Annotated in this window: 16 protein-coding genes and 1 pseudogene; 9 read left to right on the top strand and 8 right to left on the bottom strand. The window is 66.7% G+C overall.

Annotated features, from left to right (window positions below):
* Positions 1 to 169: 169 nt before the first annotated feature.
* Positions 170 to 556, bottom strand: a pseudogene (locus BM436_RS08750) (type 2 periplasmic-binding domain-containing protein).
* Positions 557 to 1,173: 617 nt separating this feature from the next.
* Between BM436_RS08750 and BM436_RS08740 the strand changes: the two are divergent.
* Complete coding sequence (locus BM436_RS08740) at positions 1,174 to 1,731, top strand: ATP-dependent Clp protease proteolytic subunit (RefSeq protein ID WP_093555124.1); 558 nt, start codon at positions 1,174 to 1,176, stop codon at positions 1,729 to 1,731.
* Between the two features lie 30 nt (positions 1,732 to 1,761).
* Here BM436_RS08740 and BM436_RS08735 read toward each other — a convergent pair whose 3' ends face one another.
* Positions 1,762 to 1,998 carry a hypothetical protein gene (locus tag BM436_RS08735; protein WP_143133016.1) on the bottom strand — a complete coding sequence of 79 codons (237 nt, stop codon included), beginning with the start codon at positions 1,996 to 1,998 and terminating at the stop codon, positions 1,762 to 1,764.
* A 127-nt stretch (positions 1,999 to 2,125) separates the two neighbouring features.
* Between BM436_RS08735 and BM436_RS38460 the strand changes: the two genes are divergently transcribed.
* The 3 genes from BM436_RS38460 to BM436_RS08720 all read left to right on the top strand — a co-directional run bounded on the left by BM436_RS38460 (position 2,126) and on the right by BM436_RS08720 (position 9,702).
* Positions 2,126 to 4,966, top strand: coding sequence for a DUF1631 family protein (locus BM436_RS38460; RefSeq protein WP_093555122.1), 2,841 nt, complete (start codon positions 2,126 to 2,128; stop codon positions 4,964 to 4,966).
* Positions 4,967 to 5,287: 321 nt separating this feature from the next.
* Positions 5,288 to 8,269, top strand: coding sequence for a TonB-dependent receptor (locus BM436_RS08725; RefSeq protein ID WP_229489679.1), 2,982 nt, complete (start codon positions 5,288 to 5,290; stop codon positions 8,267 to 8,269).
* An 83-nt stretch (positions 8,270 to 8,352) separates the two neighbouring features.
* Positions 8,353 to 9,702 (top strand): glycosyl hydrolase, encoded by a 1,350-nt coding sequence (locus BM436_RS08720; protein WP_093555120.1) that lies wholly within the window; start codon positions 8,353 to 8,355, stop codon positions 9,700 to 9,702.
* Between the two features lie 5 nt (positions 9,703 to 9,707).
* Here the strand turns inward: BM436_RS08720 and BM436_RS08715 are convergent, their stop codons facing one another.
* From BM436_RS08715 to BM436_RS08695, 5 genes are all read right to left on the bottom strand, one after another.
* A complete protein-coding gene (locus BM436_RS08715; protein ID WP_229489677.1) occupies positions 9,708 to 11,957 on the bottom strand; it encodes a beta-glucosidase family protein in 2,250 nt (749 codons plus the stop codon).
* A 76-nt stretch (positions 11,958 to 12,033) separates the two neighbouring features.
* Positions 12,034 to 13,161: a bifunctional acetylxylan esterase/glucomannan deacetylase AxeC2 gene (gene axe2C, locus BM436_RS08710; RefSeq protein WP_229489666.1), complete on the bottom strand. Its 1,128-nt coding sequence runs from the start codon at positions 13,159 to 13,161 to the stop codon at positions 12,034 to 12,036.
* Positions 13,158 to 13,895, bottom strand: a complete 738-nt coding sequence (locus BM436_RS08705) for a GDSL-type esterase/lipase family protein (RefSeq protein WP_093555118.1) — start codon at positions 13,893 to 13,895, stop codon at positions 13,158 to 13,160. The genes axe2C and BM436_RS08705 overlap by 4 nt, the downstream gene beginning before the upstream one ends.
* Entirely contained in the window at positions 13,892 to 15,265 is a 1,374-nt protein-coding gene (locus BM436_RS08700) for a glycoside hydrolase 5 family protein (RefSeq protein ID WP_093555117.1), read from the bottom strand. Before BM436_RS08700 ends, BM436_RS08705 begins: the two co-directional genes overlap by 4 nt.
* Positions 15,266 to 16,579 (bottom strand): sugar MFS transporter, encoded by a 1,314-nt coding sequence (locus BM436_RS08695; RefSeq protein ID WP_093555116.1) that lies wholly within the window; start codon positions 16,577 to 16,579, stop codon positions 15,266 to 15,268. It abuts the gene before it with no gap.
* 353 nt (positions 16,580 to 16,932) lie between these two features.
* Here BM436_RS08695 and BM436_RS08690 point away from each other — a divergent pair, with 353 nt between their 5' ends.
* Both BM436_RS08690 and BM436_RS08685 read left to right on the top strand, forming a co-directional pair.
* Positions 16,933 to 17,970 (top strand): LacI family DNA-binding transcriptional regulator, encoded by a 1,038-nt coding sequence (locus BM436_RS08690; protein ID WP_218164832.1) that lies wholly within the window; start codon positions 16,933 to 16,935, stop codon positions 17,968 to 17,970.
* A 103-nt stretch (positions 17,971 to 18,073) separates the two neighbouring features.
* Positions 18,074 to 19,282, top strand: a complete 1,209-nt coding sequence (locus BM436_RS08685) for an AGE family epimerase/isomerase (RefSeq protein WP_093555115.1) — start codon at positions 18,074 to 18,076, stop codon at positions 19,280 to 19,282.
* A 2-nt stretch (positions 19,283 to 19,284) separates the two neighbouring features.
* Here the strand turns inward: BM436_RS08685 and BM436_RS08680 are convergent, their stop codons facing one another.
* Positions 19,285 to 19,764: a low molecular weight protein-tyrosine-phosphatase gene (locus BM436_RS08680; RefSeq protein WP_093555114.1), complete on the bottom strand. Its 480-nt coding sequence runs from the start codon at positions 19,762 to 19,764 to the stop codon at positions 19,285 to 19,287.
* Positions 19,765 to 19,869: 105 nt separating this feature from the next.
* Between BM436_RS08680 and BM436_RS08675 the strand changes: the two genes are divergently transcribed.
* The 3 genes from BM436_RS08675 to BM436_RS08665 all read left to right on the top strand — a co-directional run bounded on the left by BM436_RS08675 (position 19,870) and on the right by BM436_RS08665 (position 25,277).
* Entirely contained in the window at positions 19,870 to 20,514 is a 645-nt protein-coding gene (locus tag BM436_RS08675; RefSeq protein ID WP_093555113.1) for a phosphatase PAP2 family protein, read from the top strand.
* A gap of 93 nt (positions 20,515 to 20,607) precedes the next feature.
* Positions 20,608 to 24,135, top strand: a complete 3,528-nt coding sequence (smc, locus tag BM436_RS08670) for a chromosome segregation protein SMC (protein WP_093555112.1) — start codon at positions 20,608 to 20,610, stop codon at positions 24,133 to 24,135.
* Positions 24,132 to 25,277, top strand: a complete 1,146-nt coding sequence (locus tag BM436_RS08665; RefSeq protein ID WP_093555111.1) for a cell division protein ZipA C-terminal FtsZ-binding domain-containing protein — start codon at positions 24,132 to 24,134, stop codon at positions 25,275 to 25,277. The genes smc and BM436_RS08665 overlap by 4 nt, the downstream gene beginning before the upstream one ends.
* Position 25,278 lies beyond the last annotated feature (1 nt).

The following is a 25,278-nucleotide window of genomic DNA, read 5'->3' as shown; positions in this document are numbered from 1 at the left end:
GGCATGATCATGCTAAAAACTAGCGTGATTTGGACGTCGGAACGCCAAAAAGGGGGGCGGCAAGCCATGGTGGAGGTGACAGAGTACTAAGGGGAAGAGAGGCGTGCGGGCAGGGGGCTGGAATATAAAACGCTGCGGCGTATCGGCTACGCCGCAGCGTGTTCCACGGTTACGGCAATGTCAGAATAACCTTGACCGTATCATCCACCGCCGACTTGTCAATATAACCTATCGCCTTGGGATCGTCAGCCACGGCCTTTTTGATTTCGGCGTTGGATTTGTATTCCATGGGTGGAGTGGCCTTCCCGGTAAATACCAGCTTGGTCTAGATCGCTTTAACCCGGGCCTCCTCCATATTCGCAACCTTGCGATAGAAATCCTGGCGGACGGCCGAACCTTCGGCCTGGTCTATCTGCGTAAACATCGTCGATTTTCCGAGGAGGAATTGGGCCGCCTGTTCCGAAAACATGTGGGTGGCCGGATTCTTGGGATTGACGATTACCACGGTTTCAGCGGAGGCCGGCAAAGCGGCCGCCAGCAGGGCGCACAAAACCATCGAGGTCATTTTATTTGTCATGCCGGCCTCCTTAAAAGACGAAATAGAGGGAGGCACCGACCACAGTAACCGCATCCTTAATACCGGTGGGCGGCCCAGCGCCCACCGGCACGAGTTGGTGTTGCCGAAAGCATGCTGGTAATTAAAGTCGGCGCCATTGGCTCCCTCGAGAGGGAAGCGGCCGTAGATTTCGATCGGCGGCCGCATCATGGTGTTGGCGTAGCCGACATTCTGGTAATCCGAAATCAGGAAGGCGGGAATCACCACCCTGCCGATGCGGACATTGACCTCGTCGTTGACCTTCATCTTCAGGAAGGCCCAGGTCAATTCGGTGGTGAGTGAAGGGCTGGTGTTCTTTCGCGTCAGAACCTGGGCGGTGGCCGAGTCGGTTCCCGGATCCTTGTCGCCGCCACGAGGGCGGTGGTATAACTGTAGACGAGTTTTTAGTTCGCACTAACAACATGCCGCGATTGCAAAGGGGCGGAGGGCGAATTGTGGTTTTTTGTGATGGAGGAAGGCCAACGGTTGGCCGCGTTGCCACGCGCACGAATGCCTCGCTCAGGACTTTCACACCCGCGATTTGTTAGAATCTGGACATCAACTTGCGAGGAAAAACCATGGATGAGCAGGACAAATTACAGGGCCACGCGTGGTTTACCCTGTCCGGTGATGTCAACAGCGATATGGTGCATCGGGTTTTCGATGCCGTCGCCGACATGACCGAGGACATGATCACCGACGCGCATATCCTGATCCAGTCAAACGGCGGCTATGTCAGCGACGGCATCTGCTTATATAACTACCTGAGCAAGCTGCCGGTCCGTTTCCACATGTATAACGCGGGCGCGGTGGCGTCCATCGCGGTGATCCTGTTCCTGTCCGGCCAGAAACGCTACGCCAGCAGCACCGCGCGTTTCATGGTGCATCGCTCGCACGCCAGCGCGCCGTCCGGCGCCCGGCCGGAAGCGCTGCGCATCATCGTCGAGGGCCTGCAGGCGGACGACGCGCGGACCGAGGAGATCCTGCGCAACCACGTGGAGTTCAGCGAGGAGCATTGGCAAGTCCACGCTTATTCGGACCTGCACCTGACGGCCGCGCAGGCGGCGGCCGTGAAGATGGTGCACAAGGTGGCGGACTTCATGCCGCCCAAAGGGCGGCGCGTCACCAATATATAGCGCGGCGCGCGGCGGCCCGCTGGCGTGAACTCAGCGGCCGCGCGAACCACTCCGGTTGCCGGTGCGGCCGGTTTCCACCCGTTTGTCCGCGCTGCGCGAACGCCGGCTTTCCTCGTTGCGGTCCACCGCGCCACCCTGGGCTTCCTGACGCCCCACCGATGCCGATCCCTTGGCGCCGGACTGTCTGCTTCCGCTGTCCGCCTGGCTCACGCCCTGGTTGGTGTTATCCTGATAGCCTTGCTTCTGGCCTTTCTGCCTGGATTTCATTTCCATTCCTCCTGGAACCCGCTTGCCGCAAAAAAAATCGCTAATTGTTTCCCGTGGGCTATTGCCTTGTGGCAATAATGTGCAAGAATGTGGTATCGCGGCTGCCCACATCCAATCAGGTTAGACCATGCTTTCACATCCGACAACTTCCGTAGCGCCCAAAAAAGCGGTCACGCCGCGGCATGCGCTGCTGGAGAATCTGATCGAGATCGTCAACAAGCATGTCAGCGACCAGTTCCTGGACTTTTCCAACCGCATCGTCTCCGCGCTGGCCGATGGCGACCTGGAGGGGGATGTGCGCGAGATCCAGGCGCGCATCCGCGCGGGCAACCTGCTGCGCACCAACCATTACGGTTATCTGAGCCTGCTGACCAAGGAAATCGAGCGCGCGCTGCGGCGCGAAATCGCCGAACTGGCGCCCGGACAAAAGGCCAAGCCGCGCGTGGCGGAGCAGGGCCTGTCGCTGGTGCCGTTCGAGGAAATGGACAGCAAGGTCACGCTGGGCAGCCTCGCCAAGCCGTTCGAGGTGCTGTATTCGGATGCGCTGGCCACGCTGAACGTGCGCCTGGCCTTCCTGCTGGACCGCGATATCCTGCGCGTGAACCAGAATCCCTTCCGTCCCGAGGTGTTCCTGGGCGCGCTGCAGCAAGCCTGGCTGGCGTTCACGGCGGACGAGGAGTCGGCCAACCTGCTGCTGCCGCTGCTCAAGCCGGACCTGTTCATCCAGCTGTCGTCCATGTTCGACGAGTTGAACGCGACCTTGCAGCGCAAGGCGGAACAACCCGGATCGGTGGACAGCTACAAGGCGCGCAAGGCGGACAGCCACGACGCCAGCAGCGCCAACCCGGCCCGCAAGCGCAAACAGCAGGCCGAGTTGGCCCAGCAGCTGCGCCAGTTCTTCTCGGTGGCGCAGGATCCCGCGCTGGACCCGGAATTGATGATTCCGGACCTGCCCGACATCGCCAACCTGAAGGCGGGCGCCTGGGCTCAGGGGCCGGCTCAGGGCTTCCAGGGCGGCGCCAGCAACGAGGTGGCGCAGCGCGCCGCGCAGACCACGTCCAAGCAGCCGTTATTGAATTACCTGGCCCAGGTCCAGCAGGTCGCCATGCCGGCGGGCGCCGTCGGGCAGCAGCCGGGGCCGGCGATGATGTTCGGCGCCCCCGGCGCGTCCATGGCCGCCGCCGCGCTGGCTCCCGCGGGGATGGCGCCGGCGGGCTTTGTCCCCGCTGGCTTTGTTCCCGGCTCCTTCGTTCCCGCGGCGGCCATGCCCGCTGGCGGCGCAGTCGGCGGAGCGGCTGGCATGATGGGCGGCGCTGTTGGCGGCGCGCATGGCATGCCTATGGCAGGCGCCATAGGCGGTGCCGCCGGCATCCCGGCTGGAGGCGTGGTCAACGGCACGTTGGCCTCGTCCGGCCACGCGGCGGGCGGCTTTGCCGGCGCGGGCATGGCGGGGCAGGGCGCTGTCGCCTATCCCGGCTTTATCGCCGCGCCGGGCGTGGACCACGTATCGGGGACGCCGGGAGGCTTTCCCTCGCCGCACGCCGGTGGCGGCGCGAGCCCGGCGGCCGGTTTCACCGCCGGCGTGGCGACCGGCTTCGTCCCGGCCGGCGCGCAAGGATTGCTGAATCTGCTGAACGCGGCGGCGGGCGCGGCCGGACTGGCCGGCGCCGGCGCTGGCGCCGCTCCTGGCGAGCCCGGCGCGGCGGCCACCGCCCCCAATGTTTTCTACCTGCCCAACATCAAGAAGAACGCCCCGCAGGGCAGCCTGACGCGCGCCGACGAAAGCACCATCGACCTGTTGTCGGCCATCTTCGACACCGTCTTCCGCGACCAGAACATCCCCCAGGAAATCCGCGACCTGATCCGCTTCCTGCAGATCCCGGTGCTGAAGGCCGCGCTGGTGGACAAGGACTTCTTCTTCCAGGACGCCCACCCCGCGCGGCGCATGATCGACCTGCTGTCGCGCATGGGCTGGGAGCAGCGCAAGAGCCCGGACGATCCCATGTTCCAGGCCATGCAGCGCAGCGTCGAGCGCGTGGGGCGCGACCACGATCACGAGATGTCCGTCTTCAGCGAGGCGGTCAACGAACTGGAGGCCTCGATCAAGGCCGAGGAGGCGGCCGCCGCGACCGCCATCGCGGAACCGATCAAGGCCGCGCTGAAGCAGGAAAAAATGGCCGAGGCCGGCAAGTCCGCCCGCAACGCCGTGGCGCTGCGCATCGGCACCGGCGAAGTGGTGGCGGTGGTGGAGGCTTTCCTGGAAAACAAGTGGGTGTCCGTGCTGACGCTGGCCTACAGCGTGGACGAGGAAAAGCCGGGCGCCGTCAAGAACGCCACCCAGACCATGGACGACCTGATCTGGAGCGTGAAGCCCAAGATCACGGCCGAGGAGCGCAAGCAACTGATCGGCAAGCTGCCCAAGCTGCTGTCCACGCTGAACAAGTGGCTGGACATCATCAAGTGGCAGGACGCGGACCGGCTGCAGTTCTTCGCCGAACTGGCCGAGTGCCACGCCTCCATCGTGCGCGCGCCGCTGGAGGTGTCGCCGGAACGCCAGGTCGAGATCGCGATGGAGGTGGCGCGCAAGGCCGCCGAGCGCCGTCTGGAACTGGAGGCGCAGGCCGCCGCCAAGGCGCCGGAGCCCGAGCCGCCGCTGGACGACGACGCGGCCATCGAGGTCGACACGCTGTCGCGCGGCGCCTGGGTCGAGTTCGACCAGGACGACGGCGGCGTGCGCAAGGTCAAGCTCGCCTGGATCAGTCCGCTGCGCACGCTCTACATCTTCTCCACCAGTTCGCGCCAGGAGGCGTTCTCGCTGTCCGGCGACGAGCTGGCGCAACGCTTCCGCGACGGCAAGGCCCGCGCCTTCCGCACCGAGGGCGTGGTGGCGCGCGCGCTGTCGCAGGCCATCGGCGAGATGGCCGTCAACGACGCCAGTCTCGATCCGCCGGCCAGCGCCGCCGCCTGATCCATCCCCCAGCCGGGCCCGCGCCGGGCGCCGGGAATTCCACCCTCCTTTCCCTCCGCCGCGCGCGGCCGCGCCGGCACGCCTGCAGCCCTCGCTAAACAGCGTTCGTTTAGTAAATTCCATTAAACAACAACGCCTAATTCCAATTCGTTTGACCCGTGCATTTTCGCGATGCAATACTGATTTCACGGGGCCGCAACGAAGCAGCCCTTATAGCAGCTGGCCTACTTCAAGGCGGATGGCCACCAGAGCCATGGCTGCGCGCCAAAAAACAAATCGGAATCAGGAGACTACATGCCGTACCCAACACGAAGAAAGCTTATGAACCTGGCCGTCGCCAGCGCATGCGCCACGCTGGTATTGCCGGCCTATGCGCAGCAGGCCGACGGCGCCACCGTGGTGGTGGTCAGCGGCCAGCGAGCCGCGCTGCAGTCGGCCCAGAAGATCAAGCAGAACGCGGACGAAATCGTCGATTCCATCGTCGCCGACGACATCGGCAAACTGCCCGACCGGTCGGTGACCGAGGTGCTGCAGCGCGTGGTCGGCGTGACCATGGACCGCAGCATGGCGGGCGACCCGCAGCACTACGCGGTCGAGGGCTCGGGCGTGGCGATCCGCGGCTTGAACTATGTGCGCTCGGAATTGAACGGACGCGATTCCTTCTCCGCCAACGGCGGCCGCGCCCTGAACTTCGAGGACGTGCCGCCAGAGCTGATGGCCGGCGTCGACGTCTACAAGAATCCCTCGGCGGAGCAGATCGAGGGCGCCATCAGCGGCCTGGTGAATCTGCGCACGGCCATGCCGTTCGACTTCAAGGGCTTCAAGGGTTCCGTGTCGGGGCAGAAGAGCTACTCCACGCTGAAGGAGGGCAAGGCCACGCCGTCGGCCTCGCTGATGCTGTCGGACCGCTGGAAGACCGGCATCGGTGAAATCGGCCTGCTGGTCGACCTGGCCAAGTCGCAGAGCGACACCCGCACCGACGCCATCAAGATCGACGCCTTCTACCCGCGCGACAACGTGGTGCCCGGCAAGACCGTGTGGGTGCCGAAGGGCGCGCTGTGGCGCACGCAGGACTTCGAGCGCGAGCGCCAGGGCCAGTACGCCGCCGCGCAGTGGCGCCCGTTCACGGGCCTGACCACCGCGCTGACCTACTTCAAGTCGGACTACCACATGAAGTGGTCCGAGCAGGCCATGCTGATGCAGCACACCACCCCGTACGACATCAAGGTGAGCGACGCCACCTACGACGCGAACGGCATGATGTTGACCGGGACGCTGTCCGATCCCGAACACGGCGGCATCAACTACAATCCGGACCGCCGCGTCGCCACCCGCGATTCCTCGACCACCGATGTCAACTGGAATGTGCAGTGGCGCGTGTCGCCGCAATGGACCGTGCGCAACGACCTGCAGCGCATCCGCGCCCGGAGCGAGGGCTTCGACTCCGACGTGGCCACCGGCCTGCAAATCCAGTCGCAACGGCTGGACCTGACCGGCGGCATGCCGAACCTGATCTTCACCGACGCCCAGCGCGCCATGCTGGCCGACCCGAACCAGTACTACTGGGCCTACACCATGGAGCACCGGGACAGGTCCAAGGCCGACAGCAAGGCCTGGAAAACCGATGTGCAGTACGAATTCGACCATTCAGTGCTGCGCGACCTGCGCTTCGGCGTGCGGCTGACCGACCGCAATTCGCACACCCACAACTCCAACCCCAGCTACAACTGGCAAGCCATCACCCAGCCATGGATGCTGGGCTGGAACATCTCGCAGCTCGCCTACCTGGGCGATCCGCGCTTCAGCAACGAGACCAATGTCCACACCTACCCCAACTTTTTCAACGGCAAGACGTCGGTGCCCTCGGTGGTGTTCCCGAACGACAGCCTAGCGGTCGGCTATCCCGGCACCTACGAGGCGCTGCACAAGTATTACGACATCGTCTGCAAGGAGCAGACCACCAAGCAGGGCTGGGGCAGCTGCGATTTCGCGTGGAAGAATTCCACTTTCGGCACCGACCCGGCCGAGATCAACGACGTGTCGGAACGCACCAAGGCCTTCTACTCCCAGTTGCGCTTCGGCTTCGACGACCTGAAGTATCCGATCGACGGCAACATCGGCTTGCGCTACGTGCGCACCAATTCGACCGCGGCCGGCTACACGGTGTTCAAGCCATCGGTGCCGACCTTCCCGCCGGGCGCCAGCGTGTCCGGCGTGGCGATCCCCGATATCGCGGCGTTCTCGGAGCAGCAGGATTTCGCCAATTCCTACAGCAATGTGCTGCCCAGCCTGAACCTGCGCATGAAGGCCAGCGAGAAGCTGCAATTCCGCCTGGCCCTGGGCAAGGCGATGTCGCGCCCGGATTTCTCGCAGCTGCAGGGCTACACCACGCTGATGGAGGAAATCAAGACCAGCACCAACGAGGCCACCAAGGCCATCACCGTCAACAGCGTCAGCCTGACCGGCACCGGCGCGGGCAATCCGATGCTCAAGCCCACCACCTCCAAGCAGCTCGACGTGACGGCGGAATGGTATTTCGCGCCCAGCGGTTCCCTGACCGTCGCGGTGTTCAACAAGCAGTTGAAGGACATCATCGTCAATCAACTGAACACCTACGACGTCGCCGGCGCGGACGGCAAGACGCACAGCTTCACCATCACCTCGCCGGTGAATGGCGCCCGCGGCCACGCGCGCGGCTTCGAGGTCGCCTACCAGCAGTACTACGACAATCTGCCTGAGTGGCTGTCGGGCCTGGGCGTGCAAGCCAGCTTCACCTTCGTCGACAGCAAGCGCAAGCTGTACAACCCGGTCTTCTCGCCGTATTGCACCACCGGCGACGGCGCGGTCAACGTGAACCTGTACGTCAACGGTTGCGACACCGACGGCCGCAGCTTCGGCAACCTGCCGCTGCAAGGCCTGTCGCGCCAGTCCGGCAACCTGTCGCTGATGTATGACAAGGGCCCGGTCTCGGCCCGCCTGGCCTACAACTGGCGTTCGAAGAACCTGCAGGCGGTCAACACCTGGGGCACGCGCGGCACCGACGGCAAGGACACCAACTCGGCCAGCCCGACCTATGGCGCGACCAACATCGCCTGGGGCCTGCCGCTGTGGGCGGACGCCTACGGCCAGCTGGACGCGTCGATCTTCTACAAGATCACCGAGAAGCTGCAGTTCGGCCTGGAAGCGCAGAACCTGAACAAGGCCGTGTTCAAGCAGTTGATGCAGCAGCACGCGGGCACCAGCGGCCATTCCTGGTTCGCCACCGGCCCGCGCTACACCGCGCAGCTGCGTTACTCGTTCTAAGTCCTTCATCCTGATGGCCTTGCGGTCCGCAACCCGGACCGCAAGCGCCGGCGCGCTCCGCGCCATTCCCTCCAAGAGAAAAAATGAAACAAACAACACACGCAAGCGCGCGTCTGCTCGCCTTGTCCACCGTCCTGGCCTTGTCGGCCTGCAGCGGCGGACCGGGCGCGGGGGGCGTGCAGAATCCAACCACGGCCGGCGCCGGCACAGGCACCGGCGCTGGCACCGGCACAGTCGTCGTCCCCGTACCCGTCGCCGAGACTTGCCCGGTGAACGGGAAGAACTGGCCGCTGTGCGGCGCCGACGGCGGCGCCTGGGGCTACGAGAAGGGCCAATACTGCATCGCGCGCAGCTTTTGCCCCGACAACCGCGGCGCCGCGCCGGCGCGCGCCGGCCGCGACGCGCCGGTGGACGCCCTGGCGAACGCGAAGACGCGGGCGGTCTACGCCTACTTGCGCAGCGTCTGGGGCAGGCAGGTCATCGCCGGGCAGTCGGACCTGACCTGGGAGGACTCGATCGACATGGCCGAGCGGGTTTACGCCGACACGGGAAAATATCCCGCGCTGATGGGCTACGATTTCATGAACTACGGGATGACCGCCACCTGGGCCGAGGGCAGGCGCCAGACCGAGGAGGCGATCGCCTTCGCGAACAAGGGCGGCCTGGTGGAGTTCAGCTGGCATTGGCGCGATCCGGCCTTGCTGAAGACGGCACAGGTGAACAGCGCCAACTTCTATGCCCAGGAGGCCGACACCAGCAAGAACACGGCGTTCACGATCCCGCTCGCGCAAGGCGCCCTGGACAAGAACAGCCCGGCCTACCAGCAGATCAACGATGGCATCGACCTGATCGCGGCCGAGCTGAAAAGGCTGTCCGACGCGGGCGTGACGGTGCTATGGCGCCCGCTGCACGAGGCCTCTGGCTACAAGGGCGACGGCTGGTTCTGGTGGGGCCGCAAGCGCGCCGACGGCGCGCCCCAGGCCCACGCCTACATTCTGCTGTGGCGCCATCTGCATGACCGCCTGGTGAATGTGCACGGGCTGCACAATCTCATCTGGGTATGGAACGGGCAGGACCCGGCGTGGTATCCCGGCGACGACGTGGTCGATGTCATGAGCCACGATATTTACGACCAGTCCGACAACAAGAGCTATCGTTCGCAGATCGAGACCTACACGCAATTGCGGAAAACCACGGCGGAAGGAAAACCCATCGCGCTGAGCGAGAACAGCTACATTCCCGATCCGGACAAGATCGCCACGGACGGCGCGTGGTGGCTGTGGTTCATGGTCTGGAGCGATGGCGACGGCGCGCCGGGCGTCACCGGCCCGAACAACTTCTGGACCGGCGAGTACTACAACACCAATGACCACAAGAAGAAGGTCTACAGCCGTTCCAATGTGATCACATTGGAACGGCTGCCGAAATTCTGATACGCCTACCGCAACGGTTTACCCGACAGGTCCAGCGTGCTTTGCGGCAGCTGGACCGTCACGCTGGCGGCGTCCGCGCCGCCGGCGTCCCGCGCCAGCAGCACCTTGTAGCCGCCCTTGGCGATGCGCCAGGTCTTGGAGCGGCTGTCGTAGGTCGCCAGCAGGCGCGGATCGACAGCGACACTGACCTCCGTGCTTGCCCCCGGCGCCAGCTCCACCTTGTCCCAGCCTGCCAGGCGCTTGGGCGCTTCCCACTTCGCGTTCAGCGGCGCCACGTACAGCTGCGGCACGTCCTTGCCCTTGACGGCGCCGGTGTTGCTCACCTTGAAGCGCAATTGCAGCTTGCCGTCCTTCTGGCTGGCGGCCAGGCCGGAATAGCTGAACCGCGTGTACGACAAGCCGTGGCCGAAGGGGAACAGCGGCTTGAGCCCCTTCAGGTCGAACCACTTGTAGCCCACCGCCGCGCCCTCGTGATAATCGACGGCGAAGCGCGTGGTCTGGTCCTTCGGATCGCCGTCCAGCACGGGACGGGGCAGCTGGCTTTCGGACACCGGGAAGGTGGCCGGCAGGCGGCCGGAGGGATTGACCTCGCCGAACAGCACCCGCGCGATGGCCTCGCCGCCGCTGGTGCCGGGGTACCATGCCTGCAACACGGCCGCGCTTTGTCCCACCCATGGCATGGTGACCGGGCCGGATGTCTCCAGCACCACGGCCGTGCGCGGCTGCGCCTTGGCGACCGCCGCGATCAGCGCGTCCTGTCCATCCGGCAGCGACAGCGAGGTCGCGTCCAGCGCCTCGCCCACCCACTGCTGGGCGAACACCAGCGCCACGTCCGCGCCGGCCGCCAGCCGCGCGGCCCGGGCCGGGTCGGTGCCGTCGTCGTAGACCACGGTGGCGCCGGGCGCGCGCGCCTGGATCGCCTTCAGCGGCGAGGAGGGGTGATAGACCACCGGCCCCGGCCAGACCTTGGGCTCCAGCCCCGGCACGGCGTTGCCGCCGATTGGATACACCAGCGACGAGCCGCCGCCGGCCAGCACGCCCACGTCGGCGTGCGCGCCGATCACGACGATCTTCCCGGCGCCGGGTTTCAGCGGCAGCAGGCCGCCCTCGTTCTTCAGCAGCACCATGCCTTCCTCGGCGCCGGTGCGGGTGACCAGGCCGTGCGCGGCGAAGTCGATGGCGCCGCCCTCGGCCACCGGATGGTCCACCACCCCCTTGTCGAACATGGCGCGCAACACGCGGTGCACCATGTTGTCCAGGCGGGCCTGCGTCACGTGGCCGTTGGCGACCGCCTCCTCCAGCGCGCCGCCGAAGTACTGCGACTTGTCGAATTCCCAGCCGGACTGCTGGTCCAGCCCCGCGTTGGCGGCCTGCGTGGTGCTGTGCACCGCGCCCCAGTCGGACATCACATAGCCCTTGTAGCCCCAGTCCTTCTTCAGCACCTGGTTCAGCAGGTAGTCGTTCTCGCAGGCGTAGACGCCGTTCAGGCGGTTGTAGGAGCACATCACGGAGCCGGGATCGGCCTGCTCCAGCACCAGTTGCATCGCCAGCAGGTCGGAGGTCCGGTTGGCGGCCTCGCCGATGCGCGCGTCCAGCACGAAGCGGCCGGTTTCCTGGTCGTTGACGGCGAAGTGCTTCGTGGTCGCGATCAGGTGGTTCGACTGTATGCCCTTGACCTGCTGGGCCACCATGGTGCCGGCCAGCAGCGGATCCTCGCCCGCGTATTCGAAATTGCGGCCGTTGCGCGGCTCGCGCAGCAGGTTGACGCCGCCGGCCAGCATGACGTTGAAGCCGGAGGCGCGCGCCTCCGCGCCTATCATGGCGCCGCCGTTGTAGGCCAGCCGCTTGTCCCACGTGGCCGTGGTGGCCAGGCCGGACGGCAGCGAGGTGCGCTCGCGCGGCGTGGCCGTGGCTTGCGTGGCCACGCCCAGGCCGGCGTCGGTCTCGAACAGGGCCGGCAGGCCGAGGCGCGGGACGCCGGTGATATAGCCGGCCGAGAATGGCAGCGCGGCCGGATGCTTCTTGGTCTTGTTGGCGAAATCGGCGCCGAAGTGGCCCAGCACCCAGCCCAGTTTCTCCTGTTGCGTCATGGCTTGCAGGGCCAGCGTGGCGCGCTGGTCGGCGCTCAGCGACCGGTCCATCCAGGGGCGGGGGGCCGTTTCGGCCGCGTGGGCGGGCGACGCGGCGGCGATGGCGACGGCCGCCAGCGCGGCCAGCGCCTGGCCCACCGCGATGGCGAGCGGGCGTGCGTTCATTTGTGGTTTCATCTGTGTCTCCATGGTTTTATTGTGATGCGCCCGGCGCGGGCAGGGCATCGCCGCGGTATGGGGATTACCAGCGCAAAAGCGCGCGCAGGTGTTCGGCGAGTTCGCGCGCCATCGCGGCGTGTTGTTCGCGGGTGGGATGGGCGTCCTCGGCGTCGCCCGGGTAGTGGGTCGAGGGCATGATGTGCACCCGCGGGCTGCCGACCCGCGCCGCCGTCTCGGCGATGAAGGCGCGCATGGCGGTCTTGCCTTCGCCGTTCAGGATGGCGCCCTCGGTCAGCACGATTTGCGCGTGCGGGTGGTTGCGCAGCATGGTGTTCACCAGGCTGGTGTAGGCGCCGACATAGTTTTCGCGGTCCGGCACGCCGACGGTGAAGTCGTTGGTGCCGATGGCGCTGACGACGACGTCCGGATCGTACCGGCGATGGTCCCACGGCGCCGGCGCGGCCGGGTCGGGGATGGCCAGCTCGTAGAACTCGGGCAGATTGAGTTCGCTCTTGCCCTCCCAGGTGCGCACCAACCCCCGGCCGCCGTAGCACACCAGCGCGACCTGGGCCCGCAGGGCCTGCGCCGCCAGCATGCCGTAGGACGCGCGCGGATTGGTCATGGAGCTCGACCTGGCGTCGCCGGACACGCGGTCTATGCCTTGCGCGCAGGTGACCGAGTCGCCCAGCACCAGCATTTTGCGTTGCTCCGGCTGCGGCCACGCGGCCAGCTGGCCGTCGTGCGCGAAGCCGGCCAGGCGCGTGATGCCTTGCCAGGTCTCGGTGCGCTGCATGATCCTGACTTCGTGCGTGGCGCCGCCGGCGTCCCGCACCAGCTCCACGCGCCGCGTGTCCGGAGTCAGCGCGACCAGGCGCGGCGCCTGGTCGTCGACCTGCACCTCGATGTAGCCTGGATTGCCGGTGCTGGACGCGTCCACGGCCAGCGTTTTGCCGGCGAAGCGCAGGAACAGGCTGGCGCCGGGATAGGCGAGGCGCACGCCGCCGTCGTTGCCGTCCGCCGTGCGGCCCATGCGGTAAAGCGGGGCGTCGGCGGCGCGCACCATGCGCAGGCTGGACGCGGCTTCGGCGGCCTCCGCGGCCGCGACCGGCGCCTGCAGGGCGACGATGGCGGCGGTCGCCATCGCCACCGCCAAGGCCAGGGGGCCGGCCAGGGTGGCCGCAAAGGCGTGATATGGACGGCGCGGCTTCATTTTTGCATCAGTTTGCGTATGTCCGGCAGCATCGCCTCGCCCCAGATGCGGTAGCCCTGTTCGTTGGGATGCAGGAAGTCCGGCATGATCGCTGCCGGAATATCGCCCTGGGCGTCCAGCATCAACGGGCCGTAGTCGCGGAAAAACACCTGCCGTTCGTCGCCCAGCGTGGCGATCAAGCGGTTCAGCTCCGCCACCTGCGCGCGCCTGGGGCTGGCGTGCGATTGCTCATAGGGGAAGACCGCGTTGAGCAGGATGCGGGCGCCCGGATAGCTGGCGCGCAGCTGCGCCACCACGGCCTTGACGCCGGCGAAGGTCTGCTCCGGCGTCTCGGGCGCCAGGTTGAGATTGTTCACGCCGATCAGCAGCACGACGGCTTTCGGATCCAGTCCGCGCAACGGCGCCTGCCGCAAGCGCCACAGCAGGTTGCCGCTATGGTCGCCGCCGACGCCGAAGTTGGCCGGACGGTAGGCGCCGAAATAGCGTTCCCACAGGGCCGGCGTCCAGCCCTCCGTGATCGAATCGCCGACGAACATCAAGTCCACGCCGCCTTGCAGGGCGCGCGCGTTCTGCTGCGCGACCATGTCGTTCCAGCGCTCTATCGTCATCCACGGATAGGCCTTGGCGCGCGGTGCCGGCGTGGCGCCTATGCCGTCCGCGTGGCCGGGGCCGGCGAGCAGCGACAGGGCCAGCGCGGCGGCCGCCGCCAGCCGGGAAGGGCGCGGCAGGGTCATGGCTTCACCGCCGCCGCGGGCTTGGTCGATGGCCGCGAGGGGGCTTTGCGTTCCAGCGCGTGCAGGCGGCCGGCGGCCTGCTTGATCAGCTTCAGCGTGCTGGCGTCGGTGTCGAACACCGAATACAGGCCTTGCTCCTCCTGTGGCGGATCGCCCATGAAGTCATTGCCCGGCTTCCACCAGAAGTCGGCGTTGGCCGCGCGGCCGGCGCCGCCCCAGGCCCAGAAATTGAAGCCGGCGATGGGCTCGCCCCTGGCGGCGCCGTCGGCCACGAAGTCGAACACCTCCTTGTAGAAGCGGTCGCGCCAGCGGGTGCCGGATTTCACGCTGAAGGAGGGACCGTCGCGGTCCAGGCCGAATTCCTCGAGCACGATGGGCTTGCCCAGCGTGCGCGCCAGCGCCACGTGCCTTTGCAGGTAGTCGCGGCTTTTGCCGATCGCCTCGTTCCAGCTGGCGTCTGGCTTGTGCGAGTCGAACCAGCTCCAGTTCTTCGGCCACAAGTGGTAGGTCAGGTAGTCGATCCGGGGCGTGGCGTGCGCGTCGAGGAAGAGCTGGCTATCCTGGGCCGAACCGGCCAGGCCCTCGCTGCCCGTGCTCACCAACTGGCGCGGCGCCAGGCCATGGATGTAGGCGGCCGTCTCGTCTATCCACTTGATGTAGGCGGCCTTCTGCGCCGGCGTCGCCTTGTCGTTGCCGGGGCGCGGCTCGTTCGCCAGCTGCCAGGACATGATGCTCGGATCGTCCTTGTACGCCTTGCCGGTGACGGTGTTGGTGCGCTCGACGATCTTGCGGATCACGTTGCGGTACTCGGCCTGCGCGGCGCCGTTCACGTAGAAGCGCGCGTTCTTGTCCATGAAATCGTCGAAGTCCTTGGTGACGTTGGGATCGATGGCGGGGCTGCCCTCGAACCAGTTCAGGTACTGCGTCATGCCGCCGGACCATTGCCAGAAGTTGTTCAGGTAGAGCACCGCCGTCATGTCGCGCTTGGCCATTTCGGCCAGCAGGAAGTCCAGGCCGGCCAGCAGCTGTTCATCGTATTGCCCGGGCGCGGCGGTGCTGGCGGGGCTCACGGCGCTTTTCATGTCGGTCTTCTCGGACACCGCCAGCACCCGCAGGTTGTTGAGGCCCAGGGCCCGCATGCGGTCCAGTTCCCGGACCAGGCGGGCGCGGTCGCCGCCGATGCCGGCGCCCAGATAGCCGCCGTACCAGAAGTTGGCGCCGGCGATGTAGTAGGCGTGGCCGTTGCGCGAGAACTGGGTCTGCTTGACGGTGACGTAGTCGCTGGCCGGGTTCGCGGCGGGCGCCGCGGCGGCCATGCCGATAACGCCCAGCATGAGCAGGCTCGCGTAGAGGTGGGTGATGCGTTTCATTCAAGACTCCCGGTGGTGGACGGTGTTGGCGTACATATTGGCGTATTTCAGGCCGAAATAGAGGATGAACACATAGCATGCGGCCGGCACCATGAACGAGACCTGCAGGCCGGCCAGGTCCGCCATCAATCCCTGGCAGAACGGCACGATGGCGCCGCCGACGATGGCCATGCACAGGATGCCGGACGCCTGGCCGGTGAGCTTGCCGAGCTTGTGCAGCGCCATGCTGAAGATGGTCGGGAACATGATGGCGTTGCACAGGCCGACCGCGATCAGGCTCCACATCGCGGGCGTGCCGTCGCACAGCATCGCCGCCAGCAGCAGCGCGATGGCGGCGGCGGAGGTGGCCGCCAGCGCCTTGCCCGGGCTGACCCGGCGCATCGCGGCGAAGCCGATGAAGCGCCCGACCATGGCGCCGCCCCAGTAGTAGCTGACATAGTGCGCCGCGTCGGTCGGGGCCAGGGCGGTGATGTTGGGGGCGCCGATGAAGTTGATCAGGAAGCTGCCGATGCTCACCTCGGCGCCCACGTACAGGAAGATGCCGATCGCGCCCAGCACCAGGTGGCGTTGCGCCAGCACCGGGCCGGCGGCGCCAGGGGCGTGCGCCGCGTCGCCGGTCGCGTCGCCGTGTTCGATGACGGGCAGGCGCACCAGCGCGAAGACGATCGCCAGCACCAGCAGCGCCGCCGCCAGCGCCAGGTAGGGGCCCTGCACGGCGGCCGCCTCGGCGGCGCGGAAGCGCTCCAGCGCCGCGCCCGACAACTGCGCCAGGCCGCCCGCGCCCGCGCCTTCCGACAGGATCAGGGCCCCGCCCACGGCCGGCCCCAAGGTGGTGCCGAGCGAATTGAACGCCTGTGTCAGCGTCAGGCGGCTGGAGGCGTGGCGGGCGTCGCCAAGCACGGTGACATAGGGATTGGCCGCCACCTGCAGCACGGTGATGCCGGCGGCGAGCACGAAGAAGCCGAGCAGGAACAGGCCATAACCGGAGCGGGAGGCGGGGTGGAACAGCGCGCAGCCGGCGGCGGCGACCGCCAGGCCGGCGACCGCGCCGCGCTGGTAGCCTATCCTCCTGATCAGCATGCCGGCCGGCAGCGAGACGACGAGGTAGGCGCTGAAAAAGCAGAACTGCACCAGCATCGCCTGCACATAGCTGAGCGTGTAGATGGCTTTCAGGTGCGGTATCAGCACGTCGTTGAGGGAGGTCAGGAGCCCCCACATGAAGAACAGGATGGTGACGATGACGAGCGGCGCGGTGTCGCCGTCGCGTCCCGCCGGGGTGGTGCGCGCCATGGCCTTGGCGGCGGCGTGGTCCATAAGGTCTCCTTGGTGTAGTTGTTTTTGAATGCCAGGAAAGTCTGCATCCGGGCGCGTCCAGGGTCAACCGTCGCGGCGTTTTTCGATGTAGTTTAGTTATATTTACTAAACTTCATTGCCTGCCATCTCCCTGCATTGCGAGGGAAAGCTTGAATCCTGGCCCGGGAAATAGATGTAAGTTTAGTAAAATCCGCTAAACTTGACCGGAATTCAAGGATTTCTTGCAAACGGTTTCATGGGTGTGCGAGACTGCAATGGTGTTGAAGCCGCCGATCGTCTTCCACCGGCGACGGCGCCCCTTTTTTGAATGGAGAGATGATGCCCCATTACCATTTTGCCGCAGGCCTCCGCCCATGGTCGCGATGACACAGGGCAGGGTCACGGTGCACGACGTCGCCAAGGCGGCCGGCCTGTCGGTCGGCACCATTTCGCGGGCGTTGAAGAGCGAGCCGGGCATGACCGAGCTGACGCGCCAGCACGTGCTGTCGACCGCCCAGGCACTGGGTTACGACTTGTGCCGGCTGCGCGCCAAGCGCGTGCGCCGGCTCACCTTCCTGCTGCACCAGCAGCACAACACCGCGTCGAGCAGTCCCTTTTATTCGCAGGTGCTGCATGGCGCCGAGGAGGTCTGCCGCAAGCGCGGCATCGTGCTGTCGTTCATGGCGGCCGGGCCGGCGGAGGGCTTGACCGAACAGATACGCCGGCACGCGCCGGACGGCATCATCTGCGCCGGCTTTTTCGAACCCGAGGCGCTGCACGCCCTGCGCGGCCTGGGCAAGCAACTGGTGCTGGTCGACATGCGGCTGCGCGGCTACAGCTCGGTCAACCCGGACAACATGATGGGCGGCTACCAAGCCACCCGGCACCTGATCGCGCTGGGGCGGCGCCGGGTGGGCTTCATCTGCGGTTCGCTGGGCCACTACAGCATCCGCGAACGGGCGCGCGGCTACCGACAGGCGTTGTACGAGGCCGGCATCCTGGCCGATCCGCGCCTGGAGGCCATCCTGCCCGACGGCGTGGACGTGGAGACCGGCGCGATGGAGGCCATGCGGTCGCTGCTGGCGCTCCCCAATCCGCCCGACGCGGTGTTCTGCTTCAACGACAGCGCCGCGCTAGTGGCGATGCGCTGCTGCCTGGCCGCCGGCCTGAAGGTGCCGCACGACGTGTCGATCGTCGGTTTCGACGACATCGCCAACGCCGTGCTCGGGCACCGCCCGCTGACGACGCTGCGCATCGACAAGCTGGAACTGGGCCGGCTGGGCGTGGACCTGCTGCTGGACGGCCCGCGCGACGAGGTGGTCGAAAAGATTGCCCCGGTCGAACTGGTGGTGCGCGCCAGCACCGTTTGCGGCCCCGCCCGCGCCATGCAGATGACGCAGCGCCAAGCCTAGCCGCCCACCCGATCTTTGTTTTTGACGGACGTGCCCGCCTTTGCGGCGGCCGCGAGGGGGCGCCGCGCGCCCACGATTTATCTTCTTACCGATGGAACCACTCATGCTACCCGACTTCCGTGCGCGTTTCACCTTGCTCAACCATATCAGCCACACCCGGCAATTCTACGATCCCCGTTGCGTCGACCCCAGCGGCGGCTTCTACCATTACTTCAAGGACGACGGCGCGGTCTACGACGCGCACAGCCGCCACCTGGTCAGCAGTACGCGCTTCATTTTCAACTACGCGATGGCGTACCGGCAGTTCGGCCAGGCGGCAGACCTGGAGCGCCTGCGCCACGGCCTGGCCTTCCTGCGCGACGCCCACCGCAATCCCGAAACCGGCGGCTACGCCTGGGAGCTGCAATGGCGCGACGGCGCCGCGACGGTGACCGACGGCACCAACCACTGCTACGGGCTGGCCTTCGTGCTGCTGGCCTACGCCCACGCCGCCATGGCGGGCGAGACGGGGGCGCTGGCGCATCTGGACGAGACGTTCGCGCTGATGGAGGCGCGCTTCTGGGAGCCGGCCCATGGCCTGTACGCCGACGAGGCGCTGGCCGACTGGTCGGCCGTGCTGCCATACCGGGGCCAGAACGCCAATATGCACGCCTGCGAGGCGCTGCTGGCCGCGTTCGAGGCCAGCGGCAAGCGCGCCTACCTGTTGCGCGCCGAGGAGCTGGCGCGCAACATCACGCTGCGCCAGGCGGCGCTGGCGGGCGGCCTGGTGTGGGAGCACTACCATGCCGACTGGTCCGTCGACGGCGATTACAACCGCCACGACAAGAGCAACATCTTCCGTCCCTGGGGTTTCCAGCCGGGCCACCTGACCGAGTGGAGCAAGCTGCTGCTGATCATGGAGCGCCATGGCGAGCACCTGGCCGGCGGCTCGGATTGGCTGCTGCCGCGCGCCGCGGAGCTGTTCGACGCGGCGCTGTCGAAGGCGTGGGACGAGCGCCACGGCGGCATCCACTACGGCTTCGCGCCGGACGACAGCATCTGCGACGACCTCAAGTACTTCTGGGTGCAGGCGGAAAGCCTGGCCGCCGCCGCGCTGCTGGGCGCGCGCACCGGCGAGCAGCGCTACTGGGACTGGTACGAGCGCATCTGGGCCTACAGCTGGGAGCACTTCGTGGACCACCGGCACGGCGCCTGGTATCGCCTGCTCGGCGCCGACAACAGCAAGCTCAGCGACGAAAAGAGCCCGGCCGGCAAGGTGGACTACCACACCATGGGCGCGTGCTACGAGGTGTTAACCGTGCTGAAGGACTGAGTTCACGCTTTTTCTCGAAGGGCCAGGGCGGCGACCAGGCCGTCCGAGGCATCCTCGATGTAGTCGAGCACGATGTCGAAGCCCTGCGCGCCGCCGCTGTAGGGATCCGGCACCACCGCCGATTTCGAATTGGCGGCGTATTGCATGAACAGGCCCAGCTTGTGCCGGTACTCCGGCGGACAGGCCGCTTGCAGCAGCTTGAGGTTGTCGTGGTCCATGGCCAGGATGTGGTCGAAGCACTCGAAGTCGCTGGCCGCCACGCGGCGCGCGCGCTGCGCCGACAAGTCATAGCCGCGCGCCGCCGCGTGGCGGGTGGAGCGCGGGTCGGGCGGATCGCCCACGTGGTAGTCGTGGGTGCCGGCCGAATCGATATCCAGCTTTAGCCCGGCGGCCTGCGCGCGCTGCCGGAACACGCCCTCGGCGGTGGGCGAACGGCAAATGTTGCCCATGCAGACGAAAAGGATGGAGGTTTTTGCTGGCATGGCGTTTCCTATCTATGTTTGCTTTGCGCTAATTGTAAACCGCTCGCCGAGGCTTGGACTACAATCCGGGTGCTGGGGGAAAACGGAACGAAGAGGCGCACGCAAATGATGATGTGGCAAGGATTGAGCGCGCTGGGCAGCCTGGCGGTGACGGGCCCGCTGGGCGTGGCCATCGCCGTTTGGCTGCTGGCCGGGAAGTCGTGGCGCATGACGCTGGCCTGGTGCGGGCTGTTCGGCGCCGGCATGGGCCTGGTGGTGGCCACCAAGGTGGCCTTCATCGGCTGGGGCGTGGGCTCGGCCTCGCTGGAGTTCGCCGGCATCAGCGGCCACGCCATGCGCGCGTCGGCCGTGTTTCCCGTCACCGCCTGGCTGGCCACGCGCAACGCCGGCGATCCGTGGCGCCAGGCCGCGCTGGCCGCCGGCGTGCTGCTGGCGCTGATGATCGGCGTGTCGCGCGTGCCGGTGCTGGCGCATTCGGCGTCGGAGGTGGTGGCCGGCTGCATGCTGGGCCTGCTGGTCGCGGCGGCCTTCATCTGGAGCGTGCGCACCGAGGAGCACGCCGTACTCGGCCGCCTGCTGGCCGCGCTGTGCATCCCGGCCGTGCTGATCCTGCCGCGCGTCGAACCGCTGCCCACCGAGATGTGGATGACCCGCCTGGCCCTGGTCCTATCGGGCCGCGACCAGCCGTTTACGCGCCAGCATTGGCATCACGCCCCGCCTCCCGTCCAGGGGCCGCAGACGCCCTTCTAGAGGGGACGCACGTGTGTTTTTGGCCTGTTTTTACATCTGAAATGGTATGATAGGCCACTTTTCATTGTGGCAATACCAAACTCGGCTTAGAACGTGCGTTTATCTTCGATTAAATTGTCGGGATTTAAGTCTTTCGTTGATCCCACCAATTTCCAGGTGCCGGGTCAATTGGTAGGCGTGGTAGGTCCCAACGGCTGCGGCAAATCGAACATCATCGATGCCGTGCGCTGGGTGCTGGGCGAATCGAAAGCGTCCGAACTGCGCGGCGAGTCGATGCAGGACGTGATCTTCAACGGTTCCACCCACCGCAAGCCGGCCGGCCGCGCGTCCGTCGAGCTGGTGTTCGACAACAATGAAGGCAAGGCCTCAGGCCAATGGGGCCAGTACGCCGAGATCGCCGTCAAGCGCACCCTGACGCGCGACGGCACCTCCACCTACTACATCAACGGCCAGCCGGTGCGCCGGCGCGACATCCAGGACATCTTCCTCGGCACCGGCCTCGGTCCGCGCGCCTACGCCATCATCGGCCAGGGCATGATCTCGCGCATCATCGAATCGCGCCCGGAAGAGTTGCGCGTGTTCCTGGAGGAGGCCGCCGGCGTCTCGAAGTACAAGGAGCGCCGCCGCGAAACGGAAAACCGCCTGCACGACACGCGCGAGAACCTGCTGCGCGTGGAGGACATCCTGCGCGAACTGAACGCCAACCTGGAAAAGCTCGAGGCGCAGGCCGAGGTGGCGATGCGCTTCCACCAGCTGAACGCGGACCAGGAGGAGAAACAGAAGCTGCTCTGGCTGCTGCGCAAGAACGAGGCGCAGAGCGAGCAGGCGCGCTACTTCCGCGAGATGGAGCAGGCCCAGACCGACCTGGAGGAGCAGACCGCCAAGCTGCGCCACGTGGAGCTGAGCCTGGAGCAGATGCGCCAGGCGCACTTCTCGGTGGGCGACCGCCTGCACACGGCGCAGGGCAATCTGTACCAGACCAACTCCGAGATCGGCAGCCTGGAGGCGCAGATCAAGTTCGTCATCGAATCGCGCACGCGGCTGCAGAACCAGTTGGGCACCCTGGCCGCGCAGCGCGACCAGTGGCAGGACCAGGCGCGGGAATACACGGAGCAGATCGAGGAGGCGGAGTTCAACCTCGAGGAGCTGGCCGCCAAGGTCGAACAGGCGCGCATGATGGCCGAGCAGAAGGCCGAATCGCTGCCGGTGCTGGAGGCGGCCTGGCGCGAGGCGCAGAACAAGAGCACCGAGTCGCGCGCCCGCATCATGCAGGCGCAGCAGCAGCTGGAACTGGAATCGGCGCACCAGCGCAACGCCAACAACATCCTCAACGGCCTGGCCGTGCGGCGCGAACGCCTGCAGCAGGAGAAGAACGGCTTGAGCCTGCCGGACTCCAGCCACCTGTCCAACCTGAAGATGCAGCTGGAGGAAAAGCAGCAGACGCTGGAGGAACAGAGCTACCACCTGGAAGAGGCGCTGGAAAAACAGCCGCAACTCGAAGCCGAGCGGCAGGACGCGCAGCTGCAGGTGAACGCGGAGGCCGCGGCCAACGCCCAGCTGGAGGCGCGCCTGAACGCGCTGCGCCAGTTGCAGGAGCGCGTGCAGACGCAGGGCAAGGTCACGCCCTGGCTGCAAAAGCACGAGCTGGACGCGCTGCCGCGGCTGTGGCAAAAGCTGCAGATCGAAGCCGGCTGGGAAACCGCGATGGAGTCCATCCTGCGCGAGCGCACCTCCGCGCTGCAGGTGTCCAACATCGACTGGGCCAAGCACTTCTTCAGCGACGCGCCGCCGGCCAAGCTGGCGCTGTTCGCGCCGGTCGCCACGCCAAGCTACCCGCAGCCCGAGACGCCGGGCCTGAAGTCCTTCATCAACCTGCTCAAGCTGAACGACCCCGGTCTGCGCGGCGTGCTGCAGGACTGGCTGCACAACGTCTTCATCGCGGACGACGCGGCGGAGGCCTTCAAGGCGCGCGCCACGCTGCCGCCGGGCGGCTACTTCGTCACCGCGCAGGGCCACGTCATCACGCAGTCCAGCGTGCGCTTCTACGCGGCGGACTCGGAGCAGGACGGCATGCTGGGGCGCCAGCAGGAGATCGACAACATCACCAAGCAGCTGCGCGCGCAGCAGCTGCTGGACGAGGAGGCGCGCGCCCGCTCGGTGCGCGCCGAGGCGGCCGTGACGGCGCACACGCGCACCGTCACCGAACTGCGGCAGAAGATACAAAGCCTCACGCAGTCCGTGCACACGCTGCAGCTGGAGGTGGTGAAGCTGTCCGAGATCGAGGCGCGCTTCAACCAGCGCAGCACGCAGATCGCCGCCGACCTGGCGGAGATCGCCGCGCAGGAATCGGAGCAGATGCAGGCCAAGATGGAGTCCGAGGAAAAGTTCGAGCAGCTGGATATGGAGCTGGGCAACCTGCAGGGCGAGCACGAGGACGGCCAGACCGAGTTCCTGCAAAAGGAGCAGAAGCTGGCCGACGCGCGCCAGGCGCTGCGTGACATGGAGCGCGGCGCGCAGGAGGCGGAATACGCCGAGAAGTCCCAGCGCAGCAAGATCGACGAACTGCGCCGCAACATCGCCACCGCCACCACGCAGGCGGCGCAGGTGGGCGACAGCCTGCTGGCCGGCCAGCGCGAACTGGAGGCGCTGGAGGCGGGCACCGCCCACGAGGGCCTGCAGGAGCTGCTGGACCGCCGCACTAGCCAGGAGCGCGCGCTGTCCGACGCTCGCCATGAACTGGACCAGATCACGCAGCAGCTGCGCTCCTCGGAGGAGGCGCGCATGCAGAACGAGCGCAGCCTGCAGCCGCAGCGCGACAAGATCATGGAGATGCAGCTCAAGGAGCAGGCCGCGCGCCTGAACCAGGAACAGTTCGCCGCGCAGCTGGCCGAGGCCCAGGCCGACGAGGCCGCGTTGTCCGGCAAGCTGCACCCGGACATGAAGGCGTCCTACCTGCAGGGCGAGGTCACGCGCCTGAACAACGCCATCTCCATGCTGGGCGCCGTCAACCTGGCGGCGCTGGACGAACTGGCGCAGGCCTCCGAGCGCAAGAACTTCCTGGACTCGCAGAACGCCGACCTGACCGAGGCGATCAACACGCTGGAGGACGCCATCGCCAAGATCGACAAGGAGACGCGCGACCTGCTGCAGGACACCTTCGACCGCGTCAACGGCCACTTCTCCGAACTGTTCCCCATCCTGTTCGGCGGCGGCCAGGCCAAATTGATCATGACCGGCGACGAGATCCTGGACTCCGGCGTGCAGGTCATGGCGCAGCCGCCGGGCAAGAAGAACGCCACCATCCATTTGCTGTCGGGCGGCGAAAAGGCGCTGACCGCGACCGCGCTGGTGTTCTCCATGTTCCGCCTGAACCCCGCGCCGTTCTGCCTGCTCGACGAGGTCGACGCGCCGCTGGACGACGCCAACACGGAGCGTTTCTGCCGCATGGTGAAACGCATGTCCGAACATACCCAATTCCTCTTCATCTCGCACAACAAGATTGCGATGGAGATGGCCAATCAACTGATCGGTGTGACGATGCAGGAGCAGGGCGTATCGCGCATCGTGGCGGTGGATATGGAATCCGCCGCACACTTCGCTTCCGAGGCACAAGCAGCATGACAGACCTACAAATGAGTTTGATCGCAGCCGGCGGCGTCTTCATCGTCGGCGTTTTCTCTTACAACAAATGGCAGGAGTACAAGGCCAAGAAGAGCGTCGAACGCGCCTTCTCGTCCGACCACGACGACGTGCTGATGCGCGTGAACGAGCCCGGCGCCGGCGCGCGCCATGAACCCAGCTTCTCGCTGGACGGCACCGACATCACCGCCGCCGCGCCGACCGGCCACGCGCCCGCCGCCGGCGGCGCCGACACCGCGGTTCCCGCCGCCGGAGCCTATGGCGACGGCGCGGACGCGGCGCCGCAAGCGGTGCGCAGCGCCGACGCCTCCACCCCGGCCGCCGAACTGGCCACCAGCCTGGTCGATCCGCTGATCGACTGCCTGCTGCCGCTGTCCCTGGAGGCGCCGGTGCGCGGCGACAAGATCCTGCCGTCGCTGCAAAAGCTGCGCATGGTGGGCAACAAGCCGGTGCACTACATCGGCCTGCACGTGAACGGCGACTGGGAACCGATCAAGCATGGCGGCGTCTACACCGAGCTGCAGGGCGGCGTGCAGTTGGCCAGCCGCACCACGGCGCTGAACGAGCTCGAATACTCCGAACTGGTGACCCGTTTGCGCGCCATGTCCGACGAGATCGGCGCCGAGCCGCAGATCCCGGACATGATGGAAGTGATGGCCGAGGCCAAGACGCTGCACCGCTTCGTCTCCGGGCACGACGCCCAACTGGGCGTGAACCTGCAGACCAACGGCGCCCCATGGGCCATCAACACCCTGATCGGCGCACTGGAAAAGCAGGGCTTCGACGTGCGTCCGGACGGCCGCTACGTGATGCCGGACGGCGAGGGCGGCCACCTGTTCTCGCTGTCGACCAACGTCACGCTCGCCGAGGAAACCACGCCGCGCCTGACCCTGTTGCTGGACGTGCCCTGCGTGGCGCCGGCGCGCGACGGCTTCGGCGCCATGATCGCCTGCGCCAAGGCGCTGGTGGCGCGCCTGGACGCGACCATCGTGGACGACTACAACCAGCCGCTGTCGGACCAGGCGCTGGGCGAGATCGCCGGCCAGGTGCAGGAGTTCTACGCCGAGATGGACGCATCGGACATCCCGGCCGGTTCCACCCGCGCGCTGCGCCTGTTCTGCTGAA

This window comes from Pseudoduganella namucuonensis, assembly GCF_900116645.1.
Lineage (GTDB): Bacteria > Pseudomonadota > Gammaproteobacteria > Burkholderiales > Burkholderiaceae_D > Rugamonas > Rugamonas namucuonensis.
Note: the sequence above shows the minus strand (reverse complement) of the source record. Positions and strands in the feature narration are given on the sequence as shown.

What these genes read in the sequence shown, in the direction of transcription:
- BM436_RS08690 (WP_218164832.1), top strand. Translation starts at nt 16,933, where the DNA reads ATGGTCGCGATGACACAGGGCAGGGTCACGGTGCACGACGTCGCCAAG.
- BM436_RS08680 (WP_093555114.1), bottom strand. Translation starts at nt 19,764, where the DNA reads ATGCCAGCAAAAACCTCCATCCTTTTCGTCTGCATGGGCAACATTTGC.
- BM436_RS08720 (WP_093555120.1), top strand. Translation starts at nt 8,353, where the DNA reads ATGAAACAAACAACACACGCAAGCGCGCGTCTGCTCGCCTTGTCCACC.
- BM436_RS08695 (WP_093555116.1), bottom strand. Translation starts at nt 16,579, where the DNA reads ATGGACCACGCCGCCGCCAAGGCCATGGCGCGCACCACCCCGGCGGGA.
- BM436_RS08715 (WP_229489677.1), bottom strand. Translation starts at nt 11,957, where the DNA reads ATGAACGCACGCCCGCTCGCCATCGCGGTGGGCCAGGCGCTGGCCGCG.
- axe2C (WP_229489666.1), bottom strand. Translation starts at nt 13,161, where the DNA reads ATGAAGCCGCGCCGTCCATATCACGCCTTTGCGGCCACCCTGGCCGGC.
- BM436_RS08725 (WP_229489679.1), top strand. Translation starts at nt 5,288, where the DNA reads ATGAACCTGGCCGTCGCCAGCGCATGCGCCACGCTGGTATTGCCGGCC.
- BM436_RS08665 (WP_093555111.1), top strand. Translation starts at nt 24,132, where the DNA reads ATGACAGACCTACAAATGAGTTTGATCGCAGCCGGCGGCGTCTTCATC.
- BM436_RS08735 (WP_143133016.1), bottom strand. Translation starts at nt 1,998, where the DNA reads ATGAAATCCAGGCAGAAAGGCCAGAAGCAAGGCTATCAGGATAACACC.
- BM436_RS38460 (WP_093555122.1), top strand. Translation starts at nt 2,126, where the DNA reads ATGCTTTCACATCCGACAACTTCCGTAGCGCCCAAAAAAGCGGTCACG.
- BM436_RS08740 (WP_093555124.1), top strand. Translation starts at nt 1,174, where the DNA reads ATGGATGAGCAGGACAAATTACAGGGCCACGCGTGGTTTACCCTGTCC.
- BM436_RS08685 (WP_093555115.1), top strand. Translation starts at nt 18,074, where the DNA reads ATGCTACCCGACTTCCGTGCGCGTTTCACCTTGCTCAACCATATCAGC.
- BM436_RS08675 (WP_093555113.1), top strand. Translation starts at nt 19,870, where the DNA reads ATGATGATGTGGCAAGGATTGAGCGCGCTGGGCAGCCTGGCGGTGACG.
- BM436_RS08700 (WP_093555117.1), bottom strand. Translation starts at nt 15,265, where the DNA reads ATGAAACGCATCACCCACCTCTACGCGAGCCTGCTCATGCTGGGCGTT.
- BM436_RS08705 (WP_093555118.1), bottom strand. Translation starts at nt 13,895, where the DNA reads ATGACCCTGCCGCGCCCTTCCCGGCTGGCGGCGGCCGCCGCGCTGGCC.